Annotated in this window: 27 protein-coding genes; 8 read left to right on the forward strand and 19 right to left on the reverse strand. The window is 38.5% G+C overall.

What is annotated here, in order from left to right; translation table 11 throughout:
- The first annotated feature begins 164 nt into the window (after positions 1-164).
- The 3 genes from ytrH to PQ474_RS12140 all read left to right on the forward strand — a co-directional run bounded on the left by ytrH (position 165) and on the right by PQ474_RS12140 (position 1,493).
- Positions 165-503, forward strand: coding sequence for a sporulation membrane protein YtrH (gene ytrH / locus PQ474_RS12130; RefSeq protein ID WP_227936613.1), 339 nt, complete (start codon positions 165-167; stop codon positions 501-503).
- Positions 500-1,003 (forward strand): sporulation membrane protein YtrI, encoded by a 504-nt coding sequence (gene ytrI / locus PQ474_RS12135; protein ID WP_273843490.1) that lies wholly within the window; start codon positions 500-502, stop codon positions 1,001-1,003. Before ytrH ends, ytrI begins: the two co-directional genes overlap by 4 nt.
- A 289-nt stretch (positions 1,004-1,292) precedes the next feature.
- Complete coding sequence (locus PQ474_RS12140) at positions 1,293-1,493, forward strand: YtzJ family protein (RefSeq protein WP_273843492.1); 201 nt, start codon at positions 1,293-1,295, stop codon at positions 1,491-1,493.
- Positions 1,494-1,556: 63 nt separating this feature from the next.
- On the opposite strand, the gene PQ474_RS12145 is transcribed toward PQ474_RS12140, so the two are convergent.
- The gene (locus PQ474_RS12145) at positions 1,557-2,486 is read right to left on the reverse strand and encodes a DHH family phosphoesterase (RefSeq protein ID WP_273843495.1); all 930 of its coding nucleotides are present in this window, start codon (positions 2,484-2,486) and stop codon (positions 1,557-1,559) included.
- A gap of 185 nt (positions 2,487-2,671) precedes the next feature.
- Between PQ474_RS12145 and PQ474_RS12150 the strand changes: the two genes are divergently transcribed.
- A complete protein-coding gene (locus PQ474_RS12150) occupies positions 2,672-2,956 on the forward strand; it encodes a YtpI family protein (RefSeq protein WP_273843497.1) in 285 nt (94 codons plus the stop codon).
- 192 nt (positions 2,957-3,148) lie between these two features.
- Here the strand turns inward: PQ474_RS12150 and PQ474_RS12155 are convergent, their stop codons facing one another.
- The 4 genes from PQ474_RS12155 to PQ474_RS12170 all read right to left on the reverse strand — a co-directional run bounded on the left by PQ474_RS12155 (position 3,149) and on the right by PQ474_RS12170 (position 6,615).
- Positions 3,149-4,453 (reverse strand): DRTGG domain-containing protein, encoded by a 1,305-nt coding sequence (locus PQ474_RS12155; RefSeq protein ID WP_273843499.1) that lies wholly within the window; start codon positions 4,451-4,453, stop codon positions 3,149-3,151.
- A gap of 100 nt (positions 4,454-4,553) precedes the next feature.
- Complete coding sequence (locus PQ474_RS12160) at positions 4,554-4,793, reverse strand: hypothetical protein (RefSeq protein WP_273843501.1); 240 nt, start codon at positions 4,791-4,793, stop codon at positions 4,554-4,556.
- Between the two features lie 215 nt (positions 4,794-5,008).
- Positions 5,009-5,692, reverse strand: a complete 684-nt coding sequence (locus tag PQ474_RS12165) for a metal-dependent hydrolase (RefSeq protein ID WP_273843503.1) — start codon at positions 5,690-5,692, stop codon at positions 5,009-5,011.
- Positions 5,693-5,751: 59 nt separating this feature from the next.
- On the reverse strand, positions 5,752-6,615 hold the full coding sequence (locus PQ474_RS12170; protein WP_273843504.1) for a YitT family protein: 864 nt from the start codon (positions 6,613-6,615) through the stop codon (positions 5,752-5,754).
- 84 nt (positions 6,616-6,699) lie between these two features.
- On the opposite strand from PQ474_RS12170, the gene PQ474_RS12175 reads away from it, so the two are divergent.
- Positions 6,700-7,803 (forward strand): M24 family metallopeptidase, encoded by a 1,104-nt coding sequence (locus PQ474_RS12175; RefSeq protein WP_273843506.1) that lies wholly within the window; start codon positions 6,700-6,702, stop codon positions 7,801-7,803.
- Between the two features lie 283 nt (positions 7,804-8,086).
- On the opposite strand, the gene PQ474_RS12180 is transcribed toward PQ474_RS12175, so the two are convergent.
- The 5 genes from PQ474_RS12180 to PQ474_RS12200 all read right to left on the reverse strand — a co-directional run bounded on the left by PQ474_RS12180 (position 8,087) and on the right by PQ474_RS12200 (position 12,306).
- The gene (locus tag PQ474_RS12180; RefSeq protein ID WP_273843509.1) at positions 8,087-8,464 is read right to left on the reverse strand and encodes a hypothetical protein; all 378 of its coding nucleotides are present in this window, start codon (positions 8,462-8,464) and stop codon (positions 8,087-8,089) included.
- A gap of 73 nt (positions 8,465-8,537) precedes the next feature.
- Positions 8,538-9,296 (reverse strand): SDR family oxidoreductase, encoded by a 759-nt coding sequence (locus tag PQ474_RS12185; RefSeq protein WP_273843511.1) that lies wholly within the window; start codon positions 9,294-9,296, stop codon positions 8,538-8,540.
- Positions 9,297-9,475: 179 nt separating this feature from the next.
- Complete coding sequence (locus tag PQ474_RS12190) at positions 9,476-9,628, reverse strand: hypothetical protein (RefSeq protein WP_273843513.1); 153 nt, start codon at positions 9,626-9,628, stop codon at positions 9,476-9,478.
- A gap of 78 nt (positions 9,629-9,706) precedes the next feature.
- Positions 9,707-11,095: an argininosuccinate lyase gene (gene argH / locus PQ474_RS12195; RefSeq protein ID WP_273843514.1), complete on the reverse strand. Its 1,389-nt coding sequence runs from the start codon at positions 11,093-11,095 to the stop codon at positions 9,707-9,709.
- Complete coding sequence (locus PQ474_RS12200) at positions 11,095-12,306, reverse strand: argininosuccinate synthase (RefSeq protein WP_273843516.1); 1,212 nt, start codon at positions 12,304-12,306, stop codon at positions 11,095-11,097. The genes argH and PQ474_RS12200 overlap by 1 nt, the downstream gene beginning before the upstream one ends.
- 243 nt (positions 12,307-12,549) lie before the next feature.
- On the opposite strand from PQ474_RS12200, the gene PQ474_RS12205 reads away from it, so the two are divergent.
- Positions 12,550-12,849: a hypothetical protein gene (locus PQ474_RS12205; RefSeq protein WP_273843520.1), complete on the forward strand. Its 300-nt coding sequence runs from the start codon at positions 12,550-12,552 to the stop codon at positions 12,847-12,849.
- Between the two features lie 107 nt (positions 12,850-12,956).
- On the opposite strand, the gene PQ474_RS12210 is transcribed toward PQ474_RS12205, so the two are convergent.
- From PQ474_RS12210 to PQ474_RS12225, 4 genes are all read right to left on the reverse strand, one after another.
- Positions 12,957-13,772 (reverse strand): EcsC family protein, encoded by an 816-nt coding sequence (locus tag PQ474_RS12210; protein WP_273843523.1) that lies wholly within the window; start codon positions 13,770-13,772, stop codon positions 12,957-12,959.
- A gap of 2 nt (positions 13,773-13,774) precedes the next feature.
- A complete protein-coding gene (locus PQ474_RS12215; RefSeq protein ID WP_390185792.1) occupies positions 13,775-14,713 on the reverse strand; it encodes a CMP-binding protein in 939 nt (312 codons plus the stop codon).
- A 149-nt stretch (positions 14,714-14,862) separates the two neighbouring features.
- On the reverse strand, positions 14,863-16,050 hold the full coding sequence (locus tag PQ474_RS12220) for an acetate kinase (protein WP_273843526.1): 1,188 nt from the start codon (positions 16,048-16,050) through the stop codon (positions 14,863-14,865).
- A 277-nt stretch (positions 16,051-16,327) separates the two neighbouring features.
- Positions 16,328-17,323 (reverse strand): class I SAM-dependent methyltransferase, encoded by a 996-nt coding sequence (locus PQ474_RS12225; RefSeq protein ID WP_273843528.1) that lies wholly within the window; start codon positions 17,321-17,323, stop codon positions 16,328-16,330.
- A gap of 251 nt (positions 17,324-17,574) precedes the next feature.
- Here PQ474_RS12225 and PQ474_RS12230 point away from each other — a divergent pair, with 251 nt between their 5' ends.
- Positions 17,575-18,564: a sodium-dependent bicarbonate transport family permease gene (locus PQ474_RS12230; RefSeq protein WP_273843529.1), complete on the forward strand. Its 990-nt coding sequence runs from the start codon at positions 17,575-17,577 to the stop codon at positions 18,562-18,564.
- Positions 18,565-18,614: 50 nt separating this feature from the next.
- Here the strand turns inward: PQ474_RS12230 and tpx are convergent, their stop codons facing one another.
- From tpx to sppA, 5 genes are all read right to left on the reverse strand, one after another.
- On the reverse strand, positions 18,615-19,115 hold the full coding sequence (gene tpx, locus PQ474_RS12235) for a thiol peroxidase (protein ID WP_273843531.1): 501 nt from the start codon (positions 19,113-19,115) through the stop codon (positions 18,615-18,617).
- 92 nt (positions 19,116-19,207) lie between these two features.
- Positions 19,208-19,678, reverse strand: a complete 471-nt coding sequence (gene ytfJ / locus PQ474_RS12240; RefSeq protein ID WP_273843535.1) for a GerW family sporulation protein — start codon at positions 19,676-19,678, stop codon at positions 19,208-19,210.
- 18 nt (positions 19,679-19,696) lie between these two features.
- Positions 19,697-20,359, reverse strand: coding sequence for a DUF2953 domain-containing protein (locus PQ474_RS12245; RefSeq protein WP_273843539.1), 663 nt, complete (start codon positions 20,357-20,359; stop codon positions 19,697-19,699).
- 88 nt (positions 20,360-20,447) lie between these two features.
- A complete protein-coding gene (locus tag PQ474_RS12250; protein ID WP_273843541.1) occupies positions 20,448-21,008 on the reverse strand; it encodes an RDD family protein in 561 nt (186 codons plus the stop codon).
- A 14-nt stretch (positions 21,009-21,022) separates the two neighbouring features.
- Positions 21,023-22,015 (reverse strand): signal peptide peptidase SppA, encoded by a 993-nt coding sequence (gene sppA / locus PQ474_RS12255; RefSeq protein ID WP_273843543.1) that lies wholly within the window; start codon positions 22,013-22,015, stop codon positions 21,023-21,025.
- A 100-nt stretch (positions 22,016-22,115) separates the two neighbouring features.
- Between sppA and PQ474_RS12260 the strand changes: the two genes are divergently transcribed.
- Entirely contained in the window at positions 22,116-22,913 is a 798-nt protein-coding gene (locus tag PQ474_RS12260; RefSeq protein WP_273843547.1) for an NAD kinase, read from the forward strand.
- Position 22,914: the final 1 nt, after the last annotated feature.

Genomic DNA, 22,914 nt, shown 5'->3' on the forward strand with positions numbered 1-22,914 from the left:
TAAAGTCTTGTCTTATATATATATGGATAAGCTTTATTATAAAAAGTTATTCCTGCTCTCCTTTTATCTAGACCATTTGTCAATAAATAGACAAGCTACAACTATGCTAAAAAGCTACCACTTTTTAATTGATACAATTAGAGAAGAAAGAAAGGTGAATCCAAATGCTAACTCGCGAACTACTCGCCACACTTATTATTGATTTTTTTGTTGCCTTTGGTGTCATCATTGGGGGGGCTATTATTGGTGGCATCGGGGCTTTTTTAATTGGAAAACCTCCTTTATCAGCGATGCATGACCTAGCCGGAAGCTTAAAAATATGGGCGATTGTCGCAGCCATCGGTGGAACATTTGATGCTATTACGAATATTGAACGCGGTCTTTTTTATGGAACGCATGACGATATTTTCAAGACCGGGTTTATGATTCTAGCAGCATTATGTGGAGCTCATTCCGGTACTGTATTTATCCAGTGGATTGTTGGGGAGTCCTTGCCATCATGAGGATTCCACCTTTTTTCGGGCGTCCTACGGTTCAACGCTTTTTCGCGGGCATCATACTCGGGATTTTCATTGGTTGGTTCTTTTTTATTTATCAATACGGACAAGTGTATGAAGGATTAGTTGTTCGTATCTCTGAACAAGAAGCGACGATACGAGATCTCGAGAGAGAAAAAAAAATATTAGTAAGTGAGCAAACAAAATTAAATGAGGAAAATCAAAAAAAATTAACGCTTCAGGACATTGAGATTCATTTTAATAATGACCGAAAGCTTAAGTTGAACCAACTAACCTTATTAGATTTAAAGCAACAGGCTTTAAATGAATTACAAGACATTAAGCGTAAAGATCTTGAGACAATAGCCAATATGAAAGAGTTAATGATAAGTACGATCGAGAATAAAGTCTATACGGTTGAAGATAAGCGCTATCAACTAAATGTGACCGGAACGTTCCTCTATACAACGCTTGAGCTTTATGTAGAGATCATTCCATCGAGCTAAAAGAGCAGGTAAAACCTGACCTTTTGTGAACTTGTAATTCTACCTGGAGTAAAGGCGCAATGGCTTACTCGCTGCGCGCCTCTTCTGAGAAAACCACTCAGAAAAGGCTTAAAACCTTGTAGCGGTTCCGCTCATTGCTTAGAGTATGTTCAAAAAGGTAAAACCCGACCTTTTTGAACATACTCTAAAACGTCACAGTTTTTCGAACTTTTCTTTTAATTCCATTCTGATCTAGTCAAATGCTGTATAATATAAGTATATCTTATATAAAAATAGGGAGGGTTGGATCATGGATGTAACAGGAAAAGACATGGTGCTTAACCGTAAGCAAATGGCTCTAAAGAAAGTTGAAAAGGTTAAAAATGGTTTGTCTGCTTTTGCTGAGTCAAAAGAAGTAATTGAGATCATTCGTAAGGAGCTAGAAAAGGATGGCATTGACGTGTACGAGGACATTACAGAAATTGGATCTTGGTTTATCCCAGCTAAATAATGTAAAAAACCAAAAAGAGGGATAGGATAACCACATACACGGCACCCTTCCCTCTTTTCCTTTTTACTGGCAGGCCTTTATCAATTTGGATACGATGTCTTCAGTTTCTTCCCAAGAATAAGCTGTTGCTCCAGCCGCCATGGGATGACCTCCACCATGATGCTCAGCCGCAATGCCATTAATAACCGGCCCTTTAGAACGAAGCCTCACGCGTATACGGTCCGCATCTTCCACAAAGAATACCCACGCTTTTAGCCCTTCTACATCCGAAAAAGTATTCACAAGTTGTGATGATTCATTGGATGTCACTTGAAAACGTGTTAAATCTTCTGCCGTTAACTTCATGACACCTACGTTTTCCACAACCTGAAAATGCTGCAATACATAGCCCTGAAGTCGAGTGATCTTTAAGTCTTTCTTATGTAAATTAGAGTAAAAAGCATTTTGATCAAAAGTTTGTTTAACAAGTAAACTCGTTCTCATGAACGTTTCAGCTGTCGTGTTCGTATACCTAAACCGTCCCGTATCTCCTACTATACCAGCGTATAATAGCAACGCAGATTCAGAGCTTAATTTGTAGCCATTCTCTTTTCCTTGAATGACAAATTCGACGATCATTTCACTAGTTGAACTAAAGGCAGGATCAACCCATACGATATCACCGTAAGGCTCTTCATTTGGATGATGGTCTACTTTGATCAAATAAGCCCCTTGAGTAAAACGTTTATCGTCCACTCTCTCCGTATTTGCCGTGTCACAAACAATTACTAATGCTTGTTCATAATCATGATCTAGAACTTGATCCATTTTCCCTAAGAAGGAAAGTGATGGCTCTTCTTCTCCTACTACAAGGACTTTCTTTTCTGGGAAACGTTCTTTGATCACTTGAGCTAATCCCATTTGTGACCCTAATGCGTCTGGATCAGGACGTTCGTGCCTATGAATAATGATGGTCTCAAATTCATTTATTTTCACTTGAATGTCTTGTATCATTTTCTCACTCTCCTGTTTGTTCACGGATCCTCCACTGGCAAAATCATCGTTACCAAGATACAATTGCTACTATACGCATTTGAAAAAGGTCATGCAATAGCTTAAGACTCTCAGCTGTCTATTACATATAAACGAAGTAGAGCTCGCTATTGCTACTAGGTTGCTAAAAAGGAGGGTATGTTTTTATGGATAAACTATTAACTATTATTATAGTGGTTTCGGCCGTTTTCTTCATGTATAACAAAGTTAAGTTTTGGCGTACTGAAGAATCATTATTAAAAAAGATTTATCAAACTAAATCTACGTTAACTCTTGGTTTCTTCCTCACAGCATTCGGGGCAAACTTGTTTATCTTTCCTCGAAGTACAATAGATTTTGTTGTTGGGATTATATTCGCCATTCTCGGTTTAGCCAATGTCATCTTTGGCTATCGTGCGTCACGTCATTATATGGGCCAATTGGATAATTAAAGATAAATGGTTCACCCCCAAGCGTTTGCAAGGCCACTGAAAAAGGTACGATTCTCACCTTTTTCAGTGGCCTTTTAGCAATGAGCGGAACCGTTGCTTGGTCTTAAGCCTGCTATAGTGGGGTTCTCATAGCAAACGCGCAACGTGTGAAGCCATTGCAGCTTCCTTGAATCTGCTAAAGGGATTCTTTATTTAGTCGATTAACTGCGCCATCATCAACGCTTTACCGACAATATCACCATTGTGATACAGTTCAACATCGATCTTGCCATTTCTTCTTCCGCTTTCAAGGATCTTCGGTTGGATCGTCATAATGCTGTCAATTTGAACAGGCTTTATGAAGTAAAGGGTAATATTTTCAACAACCAAATCTCCCTTTTTAAATTTACGTAATACCCTTCTCCCTACTTCGGTTACTAGGGTTGTAATGACGCCATATGAAATCGTTCCTAGCTGGTTCGTCATCTGTGGGGTTACTTCACATTCAAATAATAATTCCTCTGTTGAAATATCTCGTATACGACTTGTAACAATATCCTCAATCGTTTCTCCGATATGCGGTTGGCGCTGCACCATTTGCAAGGCCTTAAGTACATCCTGGCGACTAATCACTCCAAGCAGCTTCCTTTGGCTATCAATGACAGGTAGAAGTTCAATCCCTTCCCACACCATGACGTGAGCGGCTGCTGCGACTGATGTGCGTTCATTTACCGTTATCGGGTTGCCAGTCATCACCTTTTCAATCGGTGTTTGCTTCGTCGCACCTAATACATCTTTAGCAGCTACCATCCCCTTGATTTTTAAATTCTGATCAATGACTGGATAGCGACTATGGCCCGTTTTTTCATTTAAATCATGCCATTTATCGACCGTGTTTTGCGTCGTCATATAATACGTATCTTGAAACGGAATTAACACATCATCGACAAGAACGATTTCCTTTTTAATTAATTGATCATAGATGGCCCGGTTAATCATCGCTGCAACTGTAAACGTATCATAACTCGTGGAGATGATAGGTAATGCCAACTCATCAGCAAGCGCTTTTGCCTCTTCGCTCGTGTCAAATCCCCCTGTAATGAGGACAGCAGCACCCGCTTCAAGGCCGACTTTGTGCACTTGATCACGATTACCTACGATCAATAAATTGCCTGCTTCAACGTATCTCATCATGGCATCTAGCTTCATCGCACCAATCACAAAACGATTTAATGTTTTATGAAGCCCTTCTCTTCCACCTAGGACTTGTCCATCCACAATGTTTACAACCTCGGCATAAGTAAGTTTCTCAATATTCTCTTTCTTCTTTTTTTCAATGCGAATCGTACCAACCCGTTCGATCGTACTGACTAATCCTTTATTTTCTGCTTCTTTGATCGCTCGATAAGCTGTTCCTTCACTTACTGTAAGTGCTTTCGCAATCGAACGTACGGAAATTTTTTCTCCAACAGCTAAACTTGTAATATATTCAATAATCTGCTCATGCTTTGTAGCCATGATAGCCACCACACTTTCACTCGGCTGTTCTACCGAAAATTCATATCTGTACTACTAACCATTATACGTGTGAAAGATGCGACTATCAAGGCTCTCCTTCTTATCCTCTTAACTTAGTTCTCACTTGTACATGCTTTCTAATAGGTACAGATTTCCTTGCTTCTTCTTTTTTTCGATATAACAGATGCAAGCCATTGCCGAGAATAACCATACTAGCAAAAGCAATCCATCCCCATGCAAAGATCTGATCGACCATCGAGCCCGCCATGGGAAGGAATTCAATTCCATACATCAACATGGCTGTAGCAAGCAGAAAACACATAAAATATCTTTGTTTCATTTTAATCCCCCCGATTCTTACTTCATCATATGTTTTTTTAGGCAAAAAAAGACCGAGCCTCTGTGAAAGACCTGGTCTAGAACCTAATTTTTTTAGCGTGCAAGAAGACTTTTGTCTGTAAACGACCATGAAAACGATCAAGAACAGGCAAAAAAAAAACGACCTAACTCCCCCGCACTCGGTGAGGCTTAAATCGTTTTAATTAGTAACTTTTTCTATAACTCAATTGATTCTCCTACTTTTAATGGAAGTCCTTTTTTCCCGGATAGATTTTCAGCAAATTCAACTGGATCCTGTTCAATAACAGGGAACGTATTGTAGTGAATTGGCACTACACGTTTTGCTTGTAGCCACTCAGCCGCAATCGCAGCATCCTCTGGACCCATTGTAAAGTTATCTCCTATTGGTAAAAAAGCAACATCAATCGTATTGCGTTCTCCAATCAATTTCATATCGCCAAAAAGAGCCGTGTCTCCCGCATGGAAGATGGTTTTTCCTTCCGCTGTAAACAGTAACCCCGCCGGCATTCCTGTATAAACCATTTTTTGTTCTTCTTCAATTGTATATGAAGAACCATGGAACGCTTGAGTGAGTTTCACTGTTCCAAAATCAAATTCATGTGAGCCACCGATATGCATTGGGTGTGTACGTACTCCTTGCCAGCTTAAGTATGTAGATAATTCAAATGGAGCTATCACTAATGCATCATTTTTCTTTGCTAAGGCTACTGTGTCGCCAACATGATCATTATGTCCATGAGTTAGAAGAATAACATCGACTTTTAATTGATCGGGATCTAGATCAGTTAACCCATTGCCTGTTATGAATGGATCAATAATTAATTTAGTTCCTAGCGTTTCAACGCAAACAACTGAATGTCCATGGTAACTTAATTTCATATTTATCTACTCCTAAATGAATGTTTTATCTTCGCTCTTAACAATTTAACCATTTTCTATCAGATTCCTGCATCATTTTCACCATTTTTAGTTGAAAAAATCGTTTGCTTTTTCACTCCCGATGTTTCCGTTACGTAAGAAGCTTCTAATACAGCACTTGGGTCAATTGAGAGAACCACATCTTTTAACTTAGGATACATAAAACGGTTGGTTATACAATAAATTATTAATCTCTCATCCCCGGTATAGCCACCTTGACCATATAGATAGGTGATAGAGACGTCTAATTCCTCCAAAAGCTTTTCCCCGATTTTATGAGGAGAATCAGAAATAATCATAACCGATTTCCCTTGGTTTAATCCATCAAGCACAAAATCAATCATCTTAGAAACAAGATAAAAAACAGCAATACTAAACATCGCCTTTTCTAACGTAAATACGAAAGCCGCTCCCGTTAAAATGACCGCATTGATAGCTAATAAAAAACTGCTAATCGGGATGTGAAAGCGACGATTAATCCAAATGGCAATCATCTCTGTCCCATCAACAGCCCCACCTGCTTTTACGACAAGTCCAATTCCAAGGCCTAACATTAACCCACCATAAAGGACAATTAATACTTCTGATGAGGTAATGGCAGACATCGGTGCCATCCACCAAAGCGCTAGAGTTGTTACTGCATTTGCATAGAGCGTTCGAATAACAAATTTCTTCCCCATATAACGACCTGAAAAGAGCAGAGTTGGTACATTAAGGCCTAAAAAAACCATCCAAATTGGCCAATCTAACTGAGAATTAACCATAATCGCAATGGCGGTAACTCCTCCATCAACTAAACCATTTGGTGCTAAAATAAGTTCTAGTCCAGTAGCAACGATAATCGCTCCTAGCGTTAATGATAGGTAATTAAAAAAGGTTTTCATATCGGTTCTCCTATCTCCTACTCTTTCCTATTCTATCATATGATGATAAATTTAGAATAATGAAACGATTGAAGGGAGTTCTCTATGTCTAAACAACGATTACAATCTATTAAACATTGGTTAAAGGAAAACGAGGCTGCATTTGGCTTTATCCAAGGAAAAGCCAATCTATTTTATCTAACAGGGCTTCGGAGTGAACCTCATGAGCGTTTGATAGCCCTTTTTGTTTTCCAAGAGAAAGAACCATTTCTAGTTTGTCCAAATATGGAAAAAGCGTTAGTCAAGCAAGCTGGCTGGGACTATCCGGTCATTGGATATAGCGATCATGAAAACCCATGGGAGCTTATTTCCAAATATATGTCTTCTTTCACTCTTGATGGACAAAACCTCGCTATTGAAAAAGAAGGTCTTTCCGTAGCAAGATTCGAGCAGTTACAAAAGCTCGCTCCTTCTCTCAGCTTTTTGAATTGCGAACAAGCTTTAATGGAACTTAGACTCATTAAGAGCGCTGAAGAAATTTCAATCCTCCGTGAAGCGGCTCAATTGGCTGATTTGGGTGTAGAGGTTGGGGTGCATGCGTTACAAAGCGGAAAAACTGAAATGGAAGTTCTTGCTTTAATTGAATACGAATTAAAGAAAAAAGGGATTGCTGAAATGTCCTTTGGCACTTTAGTATTGAGCGGAGAGCAATCTGCCAATCCCCACGGAAAACCCAAAATGAAAGTCATTGAAGAGGGAGATTTCGTTTTGTTTGATCTAGGTGTAGTTCTAGATGGTTATTGCTCTGATATTACAAGGACGGTTGTCTTTGGTCAACCAACAGAAGAACAAGAAAACATCTATTCAACTGTGTTAAATGCACAACTAGAAACATTGAGCATCTGTCAGAAAGGAACGATTTTAGGCGACTTAGATCGCAAGGCGAGATCCGTCATTACCGCAGCCGGCTACGGAGACTTTTTCCCGCACCGGATTGGACATGGACTTGGAGCTGAAGTTCATGAACTACCGTCTCTTAATGAGTTAAATAACGACCGTTTAAAGGTGGGAATGACGTTCACAATTGAACCTGGCATTTACATACCTAATGTGGGTGGAGTCCGGATTGAGGATGACGTTCTCATTACCGATACAGGGTTTGAGTGCTTAACAAAATATCCGAAGGAACTACAAATCATTAAGCGATGATTTGCTATGCTTGAGACAAAAGGTGACGTTTTTGCGATCACCTTCTTGGATCTCATTCATACAGGCGTTATGTAGGCAGACATCAGGTCCGCTTTTCTTGAAATTACGAGATCAAATCTCTGGATTTTAAGCAAATAACGGAACTCATGTCCTATGCATCAATAAAAGAGCCAATAGTATGATACTAACGGATCTTATGTCCGCTTCGTGCCTGTAGGCATCCTCCTCACAAAAAAACGCTCAAAATCGAGCGTTTACTTGTACGAACTCATCTTTTTATTCCCTATGAATCCCACACCCATGTATATAATTCCCCTTCACCATTCATAAAGCGAATGTCAATCCGATCGAGTTCCGGGAAATGGGATTCCTTTAAACGTTTAACATAATTATTAACATCTTCTTGCTCATCCAATTGTAAAACTCGAAGAATTTTCTCCATCTCTTCTTTTGCTTGGGGGCCTTTCATGACACGATCCCCTTTTTCAAATTCATATTGACTAGGGCTATCATATTCCCACTCATACTCAATCCCCTTTTCTATCACTGTAATTCGGATAGAGAAAAGCGTCATTAGCTCTGTCCCCGCCGCAATTGCAGGACTAACTAGCACCATCATCAGTAAGGACAGGATGATTGGAATCATGCACCATTTCTTCATGTACATCACCTCATTTTTAACATGTACATAAATTGGTATATTATTCATGTTTTGAGAAGACCCTGCAAAAAATTTAACGATATCGATGAATCACATCGACTCCACCTGTTACTTCCAAAACGGTACCTGTCACCATATCGGCATTTTCTTCACATAGAAAAAGAATAGCCCGAGCAATATCTTCACCTGTACCAGACCGACCGATTGGCGTTTCACTGTCGCGATGGAGCCTTGCTTCCTCAATCGTTGCTTCCTTCATCTCACCGAGAATATTGCCTGGACATACCATATTTGCTGTAATCCCATATTCTGCTTCTTCAATCGACACGGTCTTCATTAATGAGACCAGTCCTACTTTTGCAGCTGCATAAGCAGAGCGATATATCCATCCAGGTGCACTATTAGCCCCTTGAAACCCATATGTAATAATTCTGCCAAACTGTTGCTTCCTCATGATCGGTACCACTTTTTTTAGTAAGTGATAGGCAGCGGTTAAATTCCCTTCGATCATGTTGTTCCATTCATCAAATTCATAATCAACTAATTTCTTTCGTTCAAACACATACGGACCTGCATTGTTAATGAGTAGGTCAATCCTATTGAAACGTTTGAATGCAGTATCAACCGCTCGGTCAATATCTTCTTTCTTTGTCACATCAGCTTGAACAAATTGAAGATGCTGTTCATAGTGCTTCCACCTTCTTTGCAACTTTTCTACAGCTTCTTTGTCCTTTCGGAAGGTGACCGTAACAGAATATCCATTTGCAAGTAGCGCTTCCGTTACTTGAACTCCCAGTCCCTTTGTCCCTGCTGTAATGAAGGCATGACGCATGAATTTCCCTCCTCGCCCTTGCTTTGTCTCTTATTAAAAGCTAAGTGACTATCTTTATAAACAACCTTTCTTAGATCATACTATGTTTTGGTCGGTTAGTAAAAAAAAGAGACTGACTTATAAGTACTATTCAAAAGCGGGTAAGCTTCAAATAGTTTCTTATCAAGTCAGTCTTCTAGTTAATATTTCGTTTTTTCGTATTGATGGTCCATTTCATCCTGATGTCTCTGTTCATCATGTGTACCATGACTATACGAATCCATCACTTGTTGATGAACCATCATTTCACCTTCTGCATCGTAAGTTGCGTTTGTTAGCTTATGCTCTTTCACTTAAATGCGCCTCCTTCTAAGTAAATTATTTACTTAGTTAGTATTGGCACAAACAAATCTAATATGTGATGAATAAAATTATACTTCAGTTGATACCGTTATGCATGCCTCTGCTTTTTTAAGTGCAATTTTCACTTGTTCAAACCCAGTACCACCCGCACTATTTCGACGAGCTACGACCGTCTTTGGATGTAGGACATCAAAAATATTCTCTTCAAATAGCTCACTAGCTTCTTGATAGTCAGAGAATGGTAAATCAAGTAGAAAGACACCTTTTTGAATAGCAACAAGTACTAGCTTTCCAACTACTTCATGAGCTTGACGGAAAGGCATCCCTTTTGTTGCTAAATAATCTGCAAGTTCTGTCGCATTAGAAAAGTCCTGATGAACGGCTTTTTCCATTGTACCGGTATTTACCGTCATTGTTTCAATCATGCCAGCAAAGATATTTAAGGAACCTTTTACGGTTTCTACCGTATCAAACATCCCTTCCTTATCCTCTTGCATATCTTTGTTATATGCTAAAGGTAAGCCTTTCAATGTCGTTAAAAGAGAGAAGAGGTTGCCATAAACACGGCCTGTTTTCCCACGAATTAATTCGGCCATATCTGGATTTTTCTTTTGAGGCATAATACTACTTCCCGTCGCAAAAGAATCGTCCATTTCAATAAATTGAAATTCCTGTGTTGACCATAAAATAAGTTCCTCACAAAGACGTGATAAATGCATCATTAAAACAGAAGACGCACTTAGAAACTCCACAATAAAGTCACGATCACTTACAGCATCAAGGCTATTGTGATAAATATCGTCAAATCCTAATAGTTCTGCTGCATAGGCACGGTCAATTGGAAATGTTGTCCCTGCAAGTGCTCCTGCACCTAAAGGTGAAATATTTAGACGCTTTAAGCTGTCTTCATAACGTCCAAAGTCGCGCTCAAGCATCCAGAAGTATGCAAGCAAATGATGCGCAAATGAGACAGGCTGTGCACGCTGAAGGTGCGTGTATCCTGGAATAAGTGTCTCAACATGATTGGTTGCTTGATTATACAAAGCTTCTTGCAGCTTTTTCACTGCAGTCATAATTTCTTTTGTATTGTTACGTAAATAAAGATGCATGTCGGTTGCAACTTGATCATTACGACTACGTCCAGTATGTAGTTTTCCACCTACTGGTCCAATCTCATCAATAAGCATTTTCTCAAGGTTTAAATGTATATCTTCTTCAGAAACAGAGAACTCAAGCTCTCCCTTTTTTGCTTTTTCACGTAGGATGTTCAAACCAGATTTGATTTGTTCAACCTCTTCTGCAGGAAGAATGCCGCATTTGCCAAGCATCGTAACATGAGCCAAACTTCCTTCTATGTCTTCATCGACAAGCGCTTGATCGAAGCCGATCGATGCACCAAATGCATCGACCCACTCCTCAGCTGTCTTTGTAAAACGTCCCCCCCAAAGCTTAGACACTATTGAGTGACCTCCTTCTTCTCTTTGTTCACCATGCTGTTCACTTTTGTTGATAATCCCCAAAGAGAGATGAAACCAACAGCTGCACTATGATCAAATTCATCATCTGTAGAATACGTAGCTAACTTTTCATTATAAAGAGAAAATGGTGACTTACGACCTTCAACGATTGCATGGCCTTTGAATAGTTTTACACGAACGACTCCAGTTACTGTTTTTTGCGTTTCCACTAAAAATGCTTGTAGGGCTTTTGTAATTGGAGAGAACCATAATCCGTCATAAATCACTTCTGATAATTTCTTAGAAATAACTGGTTTAAAATGAGCTACTTCTTTTGTAAGTGTGATGTCTTCAAGTTCTTTATGAGCCTTAATTAACGTCATGGCACCTGGGCACTCATATACTTCACGAGATTTAATTCCAACAAGACGATTTTCTACATGGTCAATACGACCAACTCCATGCTTACCTGCAACATGGTTTAATTCAAGAATTAATTGATCTAGTTGATAAGATTTTCCGTTTAATGTAACAGGAACACCTTGCTCGAAACCAATTTCAACATATTCTGCTTGATCTGGAGTGTTTTCAATTGCTGCTGTTAACTCATAAGCTCCTTCTGGTGGAGTTGCCCATGGATCTTCAAGAATGCCACACTCATTTGCACGTCCCCATAAGTTTTGGTCAACTGAGTATGGATTATCCAAATCAACTGGAATTGGTACATTATTTGCTTTAGCATAAGCGATTTCTTCGTCACGTGACCAGCCCCACTCACGAACTGGTGCAAGAACTTTTAGGTTTGGATTCAAAGCTTGAATCGATACTTCAAAACGAACTTGGTCGTTTCCTTTACCCGTACAACCGTGAGCTACTGCACTTGCTCCTGTTTGCTCAGCAATTTCAACTAACTTCTTTGAGATTAGTGGACGAGAAAGTGCTGATACAAGTGGATATTTTTCTTCATACATTGTATGTGCTTGTAATGCAGGTAAAACAAAATCCTCTGCAAATTCTTTTTTTGCATCAATTGAATGTGATTCAATGGCACCAACATCTAAAGCTTTCTGTTTAACGAAGTCTAAATCCTTACCTTCACCTACATCTAGACCAACTGCAATGACATCGTACCCTTTATCTGCTAACCATTTGATTGCAACTGACGTATCTAAACCACCTGAATATGCTAATACTACTTTTTCTTTGCTCATCTTTAATTACCTCCAATAAATATGAATATTAATACTGTTAACGTTATTTTTATACATCCTTATTCAAAAAAATGAGTGCTTCGATTACTCGCACACTTGCATAAAACCAAATACAATTCTTATTAATATTCATTACTTTAACAGGGGTGCTTGGTTTTGGCAAGTAATTTTTTTGTTTTTTTATGTTGTTTTTCATTCCATTTTTGTTGAACATTCGCTATCATCAAGGTGAGGTGAATGCAAATGAGTGTAGAGTTTATTTATGATTCACGTCTCGGCCTTTCAATCCCGCGCTTAAACAGCTCTTGGGAAGATCTAAATGTGACAACTCAAGAACAAGTTCTTGCTAAATGGGAGTCCATTAGAGGGACCATTCCCGATCTGATCAAAGACATTGAAAAAAAAATCACCATCGTTCATGAACAGTTATCTAGAGAAGAAGATTTCGAGCGTTCATGTGCATTAAATCTAGAAATGGCTGAGCTCGCATCAAATATTAATGATTTATGGATTTGGTTTCGTTTAACCCCTACTTTGACATAATAAGTATTCAGCTTTGAATTGTTGCCTGTTTTTTTAAAAATCAGTTAAAGAAATAGTTTGTAAGTGAAGAAGAGGTTGTTGGGATTATGCCAACAACCTCTTCTTTATTACATGTTCTCTAACAATCTACGTTTTTGGTAAAAGCGCTGTCCGATTTCAATTACTTGTTGAGAGAAGCGGTAATTCATCCCCGCACCAACAGCCATCCCTACTATAGGAACACCTTGAATCATTTTTTTTCTGAGCATCGTAATGACAAAGCTTTTTGCTAATTGATTGGTTAATTGTTCTAAGCTAGACTCTTGAAAGATTGCATCATCACCTTGATAAAATACATGATCTAAATCCTGTTGTTCCACTTCTTGGACGAGCTTATCCCATTCAGCTGCTTGATAAGATTTAGGCACCGTTGCTACATAAAACAGTTTTAACATATTCACCATTTCAATAGGTCGTCTTACATCATATCCATATACTAAGGCTAAATGCTGCAAGGAGCGTAATTGTATGACCGCAAGAGCAGGTAAATCAGCTAGTAGCAGAAACGTACCACCCATGCCGGTTAATCCGCCTTGACCTAGAGCTAGAAGCCTTTGCTTCGCCATTAACTGCTCGGCTAAATAATCCAGTTGCTCAAGTGGCAAACTTTGCAACTCTTCAATGCTCGTAATATGTGAATCAAAAATACGTGCATGTGAAATGACTCTTTTCTTCGTTTCCTCGTATGAACGGCTATTTTGCAACCATGCATGCAAATGGATTAAGCAGGCATCCATTTTCTCCAGCCACTTTTGCTTACGGTTATTTCCTAGCTGTTGAAATAGTCTTTCATTCCATTTGTTATACGTACCAGCAAGATCTGTTGTATCATAGCTAAAAAACGTTTCTTCCCATTCTTTTATTTCATTCCATCTTTGATTCATATTTATCCCTCTTTATTCGTATACATTTTCCGCTTAAACATAGGCGAGTATGTCCAATCCTCTTCAGAGCGTTCCTGAACAATTTCTAGAGCATGAAGCCTTGTATTCATCTGCTTAATATGATGGAAAAAGATGGCCTCAGCCGTTTTAGGCGATACCGTACTTCCATATCCTTGACTCACTTCTCCAAACTGGCTCGCTATACAATGCTTTACTTTCATTAATTCAACATTGGTCCTTGGAATCCCTGCTTCTTTTGCTGCGTCATAAATAAGTTCAAGTCCAAGAGTGATAGGCCCCATGAATTCACCGGCTGTTGTGTAGTCAGGCGCTACGGCTTCTGTAAACAACTCTGTCTTCCCTAAATCATGTAAGAGACACGTTGACAGAACCACATCACGGTTCACATGTGGGTAAAGAGGTAGCAATTGTAACGCGCACCCTGTCACATGAACGATGTGATCAAGTAATCCTGCGTAGTAAGTATGATGATAGTTTTTTGAAGCTGGTATCGTCGTAACTCGTTCTCTTATTGTCTTTTGACTGTAAAGTGTTTTGATAATAGAGCTAAGTGCTTCTGATTCAATTTCTTCCATCATCAGTCTTAACTCATGCCAGAGCTCTTCTCTTTGTACTCCTTCTCTTGAAATTAACTCTGAGACTTTTACTTCATCTTCCCCTGTAGCTAAACGGATACGATGAATAGTTAATTGCAACTGTCCGCGATATGTAATAACGGTTCCTTCTATTTTAACAATCGCCTTTCTTACGAATTGTTGCTTCTGTTCTATAGTAATATCCCATAATCGCGCTAACATAACATGTAAGTTACGCTCTATAGTGAGATTTGCATATTCACTGCCATTGGATGCTAGCTTTATTTCACGTTCTCTAATCAGAAAAAAATCTGTAATCGTCTCTCCCTCTCGCCATTGCACCACAGTCATTCCCCCTATTCGCTTGTCTACATTCTATGCGAGATAGAAAGTTTTCAGTCTAATGATAACGTCCTTTTCAAACAAAAGTAAAGGAAGGAACCATCTACTATTAAAAGCCCGCTACGAAGACGTAACGGGCTTGTTGAAAAAAGTTATTTAGACAAACGTACAGTATCACGTGCAATCATCACTTCTTCATTAGTCGGAATGACTAACACTTTTACCGGTGAATGAGGATAGTTAATGAATGCTTCTTTTCCACGAACTTTATTTAACGCTGGGTCCCAATAAACGCCCATGAATTCAAGTCCTTTTAAAACACGCTCACGAATGACATCACTATTTTCACCAATTCCCGCTGTGAAAATAATCGCATCAACCCCACTCATACGAGCTGCGTATGAACCTACATATTTATGAATTCTAGACGTGAATACTTCTAATGCAAGCTCAGCACGTTCGTTTCCAGCCGCTGCCTCACCCTCAATATCACGAAGATCACTAGAAAATCCAGATACCCCTAACAATCCACTACGCTTATTCAATGTATCTAGAACACCGTTAGCATCTTGACCTGTTTTCTCCATAATATAAGGGATTAAAGCAGGATCGATATTACCTGAACGTGTACCCATCGTTACACCTGCAAGAGGAGTAAAACCCATTGAAGTATCAATCGACTTACCACCTTCAATAGCAGCAATACTAGCTCCGTTACCTAAGTGACAAGATAGTAAACGTAGTTGCTCTAATGGGCGACCTAATAATTCAGCCGCACGCTCAGAAACATACTTATGCGAAGTGCCATGGAAACCATACTTTCGGATCCCAAAATCTTCATAGTATTCATATGGCAAGCTGTATAGGAACGATGACTCTGGCATTGTTTGATGGAAAGCAGTATCAAAAACTGCTACAGCGGGTACATTCGGTAACACTTCTTGGAATGCTTTAATCCCAACCACGTTAGCAGGATTATGTAATGGAGCAAGCTCAGAAACTTCTTCTATCCCTGCTAATACCTCATCAGTGATTAAAACTGAGTCATTAAACTTTTCTCCACCATGAACGACACGATGACCAATTCCATCAATCTCATCTAAAGATTGAATAATTCCAAGTCCCGTTAACTTCTCAAGTAAGGTTTTTACCGCAAACGCATGGTCAGGAATATCTAAAGTTTCTTTATTTTTCTCACCTTCTACTTCAATCGTAAAGACCCCTTCTCCAAGGCCAATACGTTCGACTAGACCCTTTGTTACGACGGTCTCCTCTGGCATATTTAATAATTGAAATTTCAGTGATGAACTACCTGCATTAATTGCAATGATTTTTGCCATTCTTTAAATACAGCTCCTTTTTCTTACACGCTTATTCTACGATTTTGTCCTCTTTCATTTAAGCACCCCGAATCAATCATTTCAAGCTTATTCGAGGATTTTCGCTCATTTTCACTCGTATTCTTTATTTTCAGAATTGAAACCGTTTTATATTCGGAAAATTAAAAACTGGCCTTTAAAGAACTTTTTATTGATTTTTAGGAAAATGAGTTAACGAACATAGAAGAGCTTTTTTATCAAAAAAGGAACTTGACCAAAATAGCCAAGTTCAACTTTTTTATAGTATGTGTAATTCGTTTTCAAACCATTTATTAATTTGTTTCATCATATCAGCTAGTGCTTCTTTTTTAGTGAAAGAAGGCAATTCAGCTAGTAATGCTTGTTTAGGCAAAATAGTACCCTCTCCCTTTTTCTGAAGCATGAAGATACTTTTACCAGCTTGTTGTGATTTAAACATACTTTTCGGTAATTGTAACAATCCTAAGATATTCGCTTCCTTTTTAATAAAGTCATGTAATTGTTTGGCTTGTCCGCTTTCAAATAAGAAATTCGGAACAACAAAAAAGAGAAAACCTCCCGCTTTCGTCTTTTTTATCGCTTGTTCGATCATGAGATGATGAATAAAAGAGTGACCCTCTGTTGCTTGTAATTCATATGTTTTAGCCGTCCCATCTTTTGGATAATATCCAATGGGTAAATCAGTAACAACCAGGTCTACTTCTAAAAGAGCAATTGGTTCTACACTGTCTTGATGAAAAAGTTGAAGCTCATGCTTTTGTAAGTTCGCACTTACATATGCTAGCTTTAGTAATGTTTCATCTACTTCAAAGCCGCAAGCCTGAAGGGGAAATGTAGCTTGATTTAATAACGCAGAAACTAAATTTCCGGATCCAGCTGCCAAGTCTAAAAGAGCCAATTGCTCCTTTTGTTTTCCATAGACTTTATTGACTAAATAACTGATAAATAAGCATACAGCGTCTGGTGTCATTGAATGATGCGGTTGAATGGCACCTTTCATGCCTTTTAATACAACCAATTGAAAAGCTTTGCGAATTTCTTCAGCTTTAAATTCTTCTTTTCTAATAAGATCCAGCTTCTCCTTAAGAATTTGTGCTTGGTCTGGTAGTAATGTTTGGCACAACTCTTCTCGAAATAAGTTTTCTCCTGCTTCAGCAATACCTTCTAAATAAGTAACTGACCCATTCTCCTCTAAGAATTGAGCCGTTTCATCTAAATATGTAAATAGATCTTCCGTTTTTGTTGAAGTTGTCATGCCTATTCCCCTCTCCTAAGTTAATTCATCCCAATATTGTAACAAAACAAGCATTGAATTGCTACTTTCTCGACGAGTGAACATGAATATGATCGTTATCTATTCCCCATAACCAGTATCGCCTGTTACAAGATGAATCATGCCTATCTGTATTTAATATGATATACAAAAGACTAGGATCTTCACTAATCGACAACACTGTTATTACAGGTGTTTTTTCCAATAGATTTTACAACTAAGGTGGTGTTGGAATGAATCAAATATTTGAAATAGCCTATGCCAATTTATTATCTCCAATGGTTCTGTTTTTTTTAATCGGAATCATCGCTGTCCTTGTTAACTCTGATTTAAAAGTGCCTACGGCTTTTTATACTGGTTATACGATGATTATCCTTTTCACAATTGGTATAAAGGGAGGAATTGAGCTTAGGAATGTCTCCTTTTTTGAAATGCTTCCTGCTATCATTGCAGCTGTTTTCTTGAGTATAGCCATGCTTTTTATCGCTTTTATCCTCGTTAGAAAGATATGGAAATTCTCAGTTGAAGAGTCTTGGGCTATTTCAGCTCATTATGGTTCCGTAAGTGCTGTTACTTTCATTGCTGGCCTGGCTTTTTTAGATAAAATTGAAATGAGTTATGAATCTTATATGTCTGCCATTTTGGTCATCATGGAAGGGCCTGCGATTATTTTGGCCATTATCTTTTACAAGATTTATATTCAAAAACAAGGTAAAGAAACAGATAATCCAAATGCGAGTTTGAAGCATGTAGTAAAAGAAGCTTTTTTCGGAAAAAGTATATTTTTATTACTCGGAGGGATCTTTATTGGTTTTGTCGCCCATGCCGATGGATTACTGTTAATCAGACCATTGTTTGGTGACTTGTTTTATGGGATTCTATGTATTTTCTTATTGCATATGGGGATGATAGCAACTCAGAGTCTAAAGCAATTAGAAAAGTTAACACCGTATTCCTTTCTCTTTGCTTTTCTTTTACCGTTCATTGGAGGGAGCTTAGGAATCTTCATTGGACAATTCATTGGTCTATCTCTTGGGGGGGCTTTTATCCTTGCTGTGTTAACCGGAAGCGCTTCTTACATTGCCGCACCTGCTGCTATTGCTCAAGCAATCCCCAATGCTAATTCCGGCATTTATTTAGGTTCAGCGCTCGGTTTAACGTTACCTTTTAATTTAATTATTGGTATCCCTTATTATTACTGGTTTGCTACCTTTTACTATTAAACTTAATTCGAAAACCCACGGTGCCTTTTAGCTCCGTGGGTTTCGTTTTATTATTGAGCCGCTTTAGCCGCTTCAATCGCCGCTTCGTAATTGGGGTGATTGGTTGCCTCTGATACATATTCTGCATAGGTAACAATATCATTAGAATCAATGACAAACACTGCACGAGCAAGTAGACGAAGTTCTTTAATCGCTACTCCGAACGCTTCTCCAAAAGAAAGATCGCGATGATCCGAAACTGTTTGAACGTTCTCGATGCCAGCAGCAGCGCACCAACGCTTTTGAGCAAATGGTAAATCGACACTGACTGTCAACACTTCAACATTCGAAAGAGCTGCAGCTTCTTCATTAAATCGGCGAGTTTGTTGATCACAAACACCTGTATCAATGGAAGGAACTACACTAATTAAACGAACTTTTCCTTTTGTATCATCTAAAGTGACCTTAGATAGATCGTTTGCTAAAACAGAGAATTGAGGAGCCTTCTCCCCAACCTTTACTTCAGAACCAAGCAATGTTACCGGATTATTCTTAAACGTAATCGTTGCCATTTAAATTCCTCCTAAAAATAATATGTACAATCCTATCTTACATGAGTTTGAGAATTTATGCCAAAAAAAAGAATGGGGAAGCCCCATTCTTTTTATAGTGGTTGATTATCAGATGTTGTTGTTGTTGAAGTTGTTGTTGTATTAGGTGGTGGTGTAGTACCTTGAGCAGATTGTGATCCACCATTACTAGCCATCATCTGTTGAATTTTTTCAACAACTTGTGGAGCAAAATCAAGTAACTTTTCGTATAAATGAGTATTGCTATCTAAGTGTACCATCTTAACACCTTCACTATTAACAACTAAAAATGCAATAGGCGTAATCGAAACTCCACCACCGCTACCTCCACCAAACGGGTGAACGTGCCCTTCTTCACCATGTCGATGTTCAACGACGAATTCACTACCACCAGCTGCGAAACCAAAGCCAACCTTCGATACTGGCATAATGACACTACCGTCAGGCGTCTCGACTGGGTCACCAACGATTGTGTTTACATCGACCATTTCTTTTAAATTTTCCATTGCTGTCTTCATTAACCCTTGAATCGGATGGTCTGTCATAATCGTTTCCTCCTTGGATTACATATTATTTTCAACCGAAGAGCTTGGTCTTTCCATCTTCGGTCTTCTTCTCCAATGCTTGAGTAGCATTAGACCTGCAACGATAGCATGTCCTATTCTGAAAGAAAATATGCATGAAAGATATGTATGAGATACAACGGCTTGAAAATGCGGGTTAATCGATAGCTTGGGCATGAGCTTTATTCTCATAGTATTACCAATAAGACCGATAATACTCCCTTTTAATGTCCAAACTGCACCAGCTAACTGAGCCGTGTGAGCCGCATCTCCAACGCCAATATCTGTATGCCAAGTAAACTTGTTCACACTTACTTTCTTCAAGAAGCGCTTTATAATTTTATGCAGGCCTACTACATGTTTAAATAAATCTCTCAACCATCTTAAATCTTCTAAAATTAAATGAGGTGTAATTGGAAATTTTTTCTTTGAATCAATACCAGCAATTTCTTGCTCTTCTTCTACAATAACAGCAGCAGAATCAGGATCGATTTTTATAATTGGCGCAGAAAACGTATAAACCCTCATTTTCCAAACCGTGACTTTAACCTCAAGCAAATCATCGTCTTGATTATGTCGATATTGACAATCGACTTTCACTTTTGTGATTGCAATAACAATGAAAAGTAAAATTATTCCTACTATTACTATTGTCCAAACCATACATTTCTCCCTTTACACATAGCGATTATAAATAGTTTCTCCGTTTTTATACGAAATAAACCTACCAATATTGGTAGGTTTATCTTCGTTATTCAGATCGATCGTAAATGACAAATGTATCAGCAATGATATCATGCAACCCTTGCTTTTTTTCGGTAAATGCAACCATGACATAAATCACGTAAAAAAGAAAAAAAACTTGATGCAATAATCGTCCTACTCCTTCTCGAAAAACAATTTGTGACCATTTTAAGTGTTCATCGTTGGTAGAGATCACTTTAAGTCCCATAACCATTTTTCCGATTGTTTGCCCATAAAGTTTGGTCATAATAGCAAAATAGAAGAAAAAAACGACCGCTCCTAAAAAAGTTTCAAAACTGTATGGTCCTAGTGATAGTAGTCCGTCTATATTCGTAAGACGTATGAATGGTGAAACCAACAACAAGTTTATCGAGAAAACCGTAATTAAATCTAATAAAAAAGCCCAAAGCCTCATCCAAAATCCAGCATAATAAAAGGTAGGAGAAGCCACTGTTACTTCTTCTTGAATAGGCAAGGGATGAACGGGTTTAGCCATCTCTGTTCGTTTTACACGTTTTCTCAGTCGGCTATTAACGATTCTTTTTCTTTGTTCTAAACCTTCACTCACAGTGCTTGCCCCCCTTAATCTGTATAAATATACTTTAAAGTCGGTGAACGATGCGTAGATAAGATACGCTCAAGACTGACTAGCTCTTGATCTCCTCTAATCAACTGTTGTAGAGACATTGAGAAAAGCTGAGGAAAACCTAAATGTGCTTCGTACTTTACAACATCATAATGACCGACAAGTTCTCGCATCATCGAAATCGTGTCATCCAAACTACCAATTTCATCAATTAAGTCAAGTTCTAAAGCTTGTTTCCCTGTGTAAATTCGTCCGTCTGCAATCGTACGTACTTGACTTTCTGTCATGTCGCGTCCTTCTACAATAACTCGAACAAATTCATCATAGGATTCATCTATAATGGACTGAAGAATGGCTCTCTCATCATCTGTCATCTGTCTTGTTGCAGACATAATATCTTTATAAGGACCACTTTTTATCGTATTTACTTCAACCCCGTAATTTTTTGCAAGTCCCGCCACGTTAATCGATTCCATAATAACGCCAATCGACCCCGTAATGGTTTGCGGGCTCGCCACGATTTTATCGGCTGGTGCGGCTATATAATAGCCTCCAGATGCGGCCATGTTTCCCATTGAAACATAAATCGGAACATCAAACTCGGTTTGTGCATGAACGATTTTCTGATGAATTTCAGCACTCTCTACAACACCGCCACCTGGTGTATTGACTCTAATAATAATGCCTTCAACATTCGGGTCTTCTGCTGCATGTTCTATTTGTGAAAGGAACATCTGGTGTCTATAACCTGACGTTTGAAATAAACCACCATCTCCTGTGTCTTGAATAACCCCATTTATTTCTAAGACAACAATGGTACCTCCCATTTCATCGCCAGACTCCATCACTTGTTGTGTCCAGTGTTGCCCTGTAGGATCTAACATTGAATTGGCATTAGAAAAAATGCTAGAAGTTGCTAAGTTGACAATGACAGCAACCACAAAAATCATGGCTACAGCTATTAATGCTAACCATCGTTTACGACTCATACCTCACCCTCCATCTTCGTTTCTGGTTCTTTTTCCCAATCATTGGTTATGATAACATATAATAAGGATTATGGACATTTTCATGAAAGGATGCTTTAAAATGCCAATAAGAAATAACCTTTATCTTTTTTACAAACGTACACAAGAGATTGAAGAACAAGTACAACCTTTACTTAAACTTGCCAATCAAAACGGGTTCCATCTCGTTACGAACGTAGAGGAAGCAGACATTATCGCAAGTATTGGTGGAGATAACGCGTTTCTTCAAGCAACGCGAAAAACTGGATTTAGAGAAGATTGCTTGTATGTTGGTGTTAATACGGATTCATTAGGCTTTTATACAGATTTCATGATTCAAGATTTTGATCAAATGATTCAGGCGATGAAAAATGAAGAAGTAGAAGTGCGCCGTTATCCCATACTAAAAGTAACCGTTGACCAAGAACACCCCTTTTATTGTTTAAATGAATGTTCGATTCGGTCAAATGTCATAAAAACCTTTGTAATTGATGTCTTAATTGATGATTTTCATTTTGAAACGTTCCGTGGAGACGGGATGATTGTTTCAACTCCGACTGGAAGCACCGCTTATAACATGTCTGTTAAAGGCGCAGTCGTTGATCCCACTCTTCCGTCACTACAAGTTAGTGAGATAGCGTCTTTAAACAATAATGAGTACCGAACATTAGGTACATCTTTCTTATTAGGTGCAGATCGAACTCTAACCTTAAAAGTTGTACAAGATGGAAACGACCATCCAATTATCGGAGTCGATAATGAAGCACTAAGCATACGTCATGCGAAAGAGATCAAGCTTCGTTTAGCAAATAAGTCGATCAAAGTTCTAAAGTTGAAGAATAATTCTTTCTGGCAAAAAGTACAACGGAATTTTTTATAAA

The sequence above is a fragment of the Halalkalibacter alkalisediminis genome (assembly GCF_028610705.1).
Classification (GTDB): domain Bacteria; phylum Bacillota; class Bacilli; order Bacillales; family Bacillaceae_D; genus Halalkalibacter; species Halalkalibacter alkalisediminis.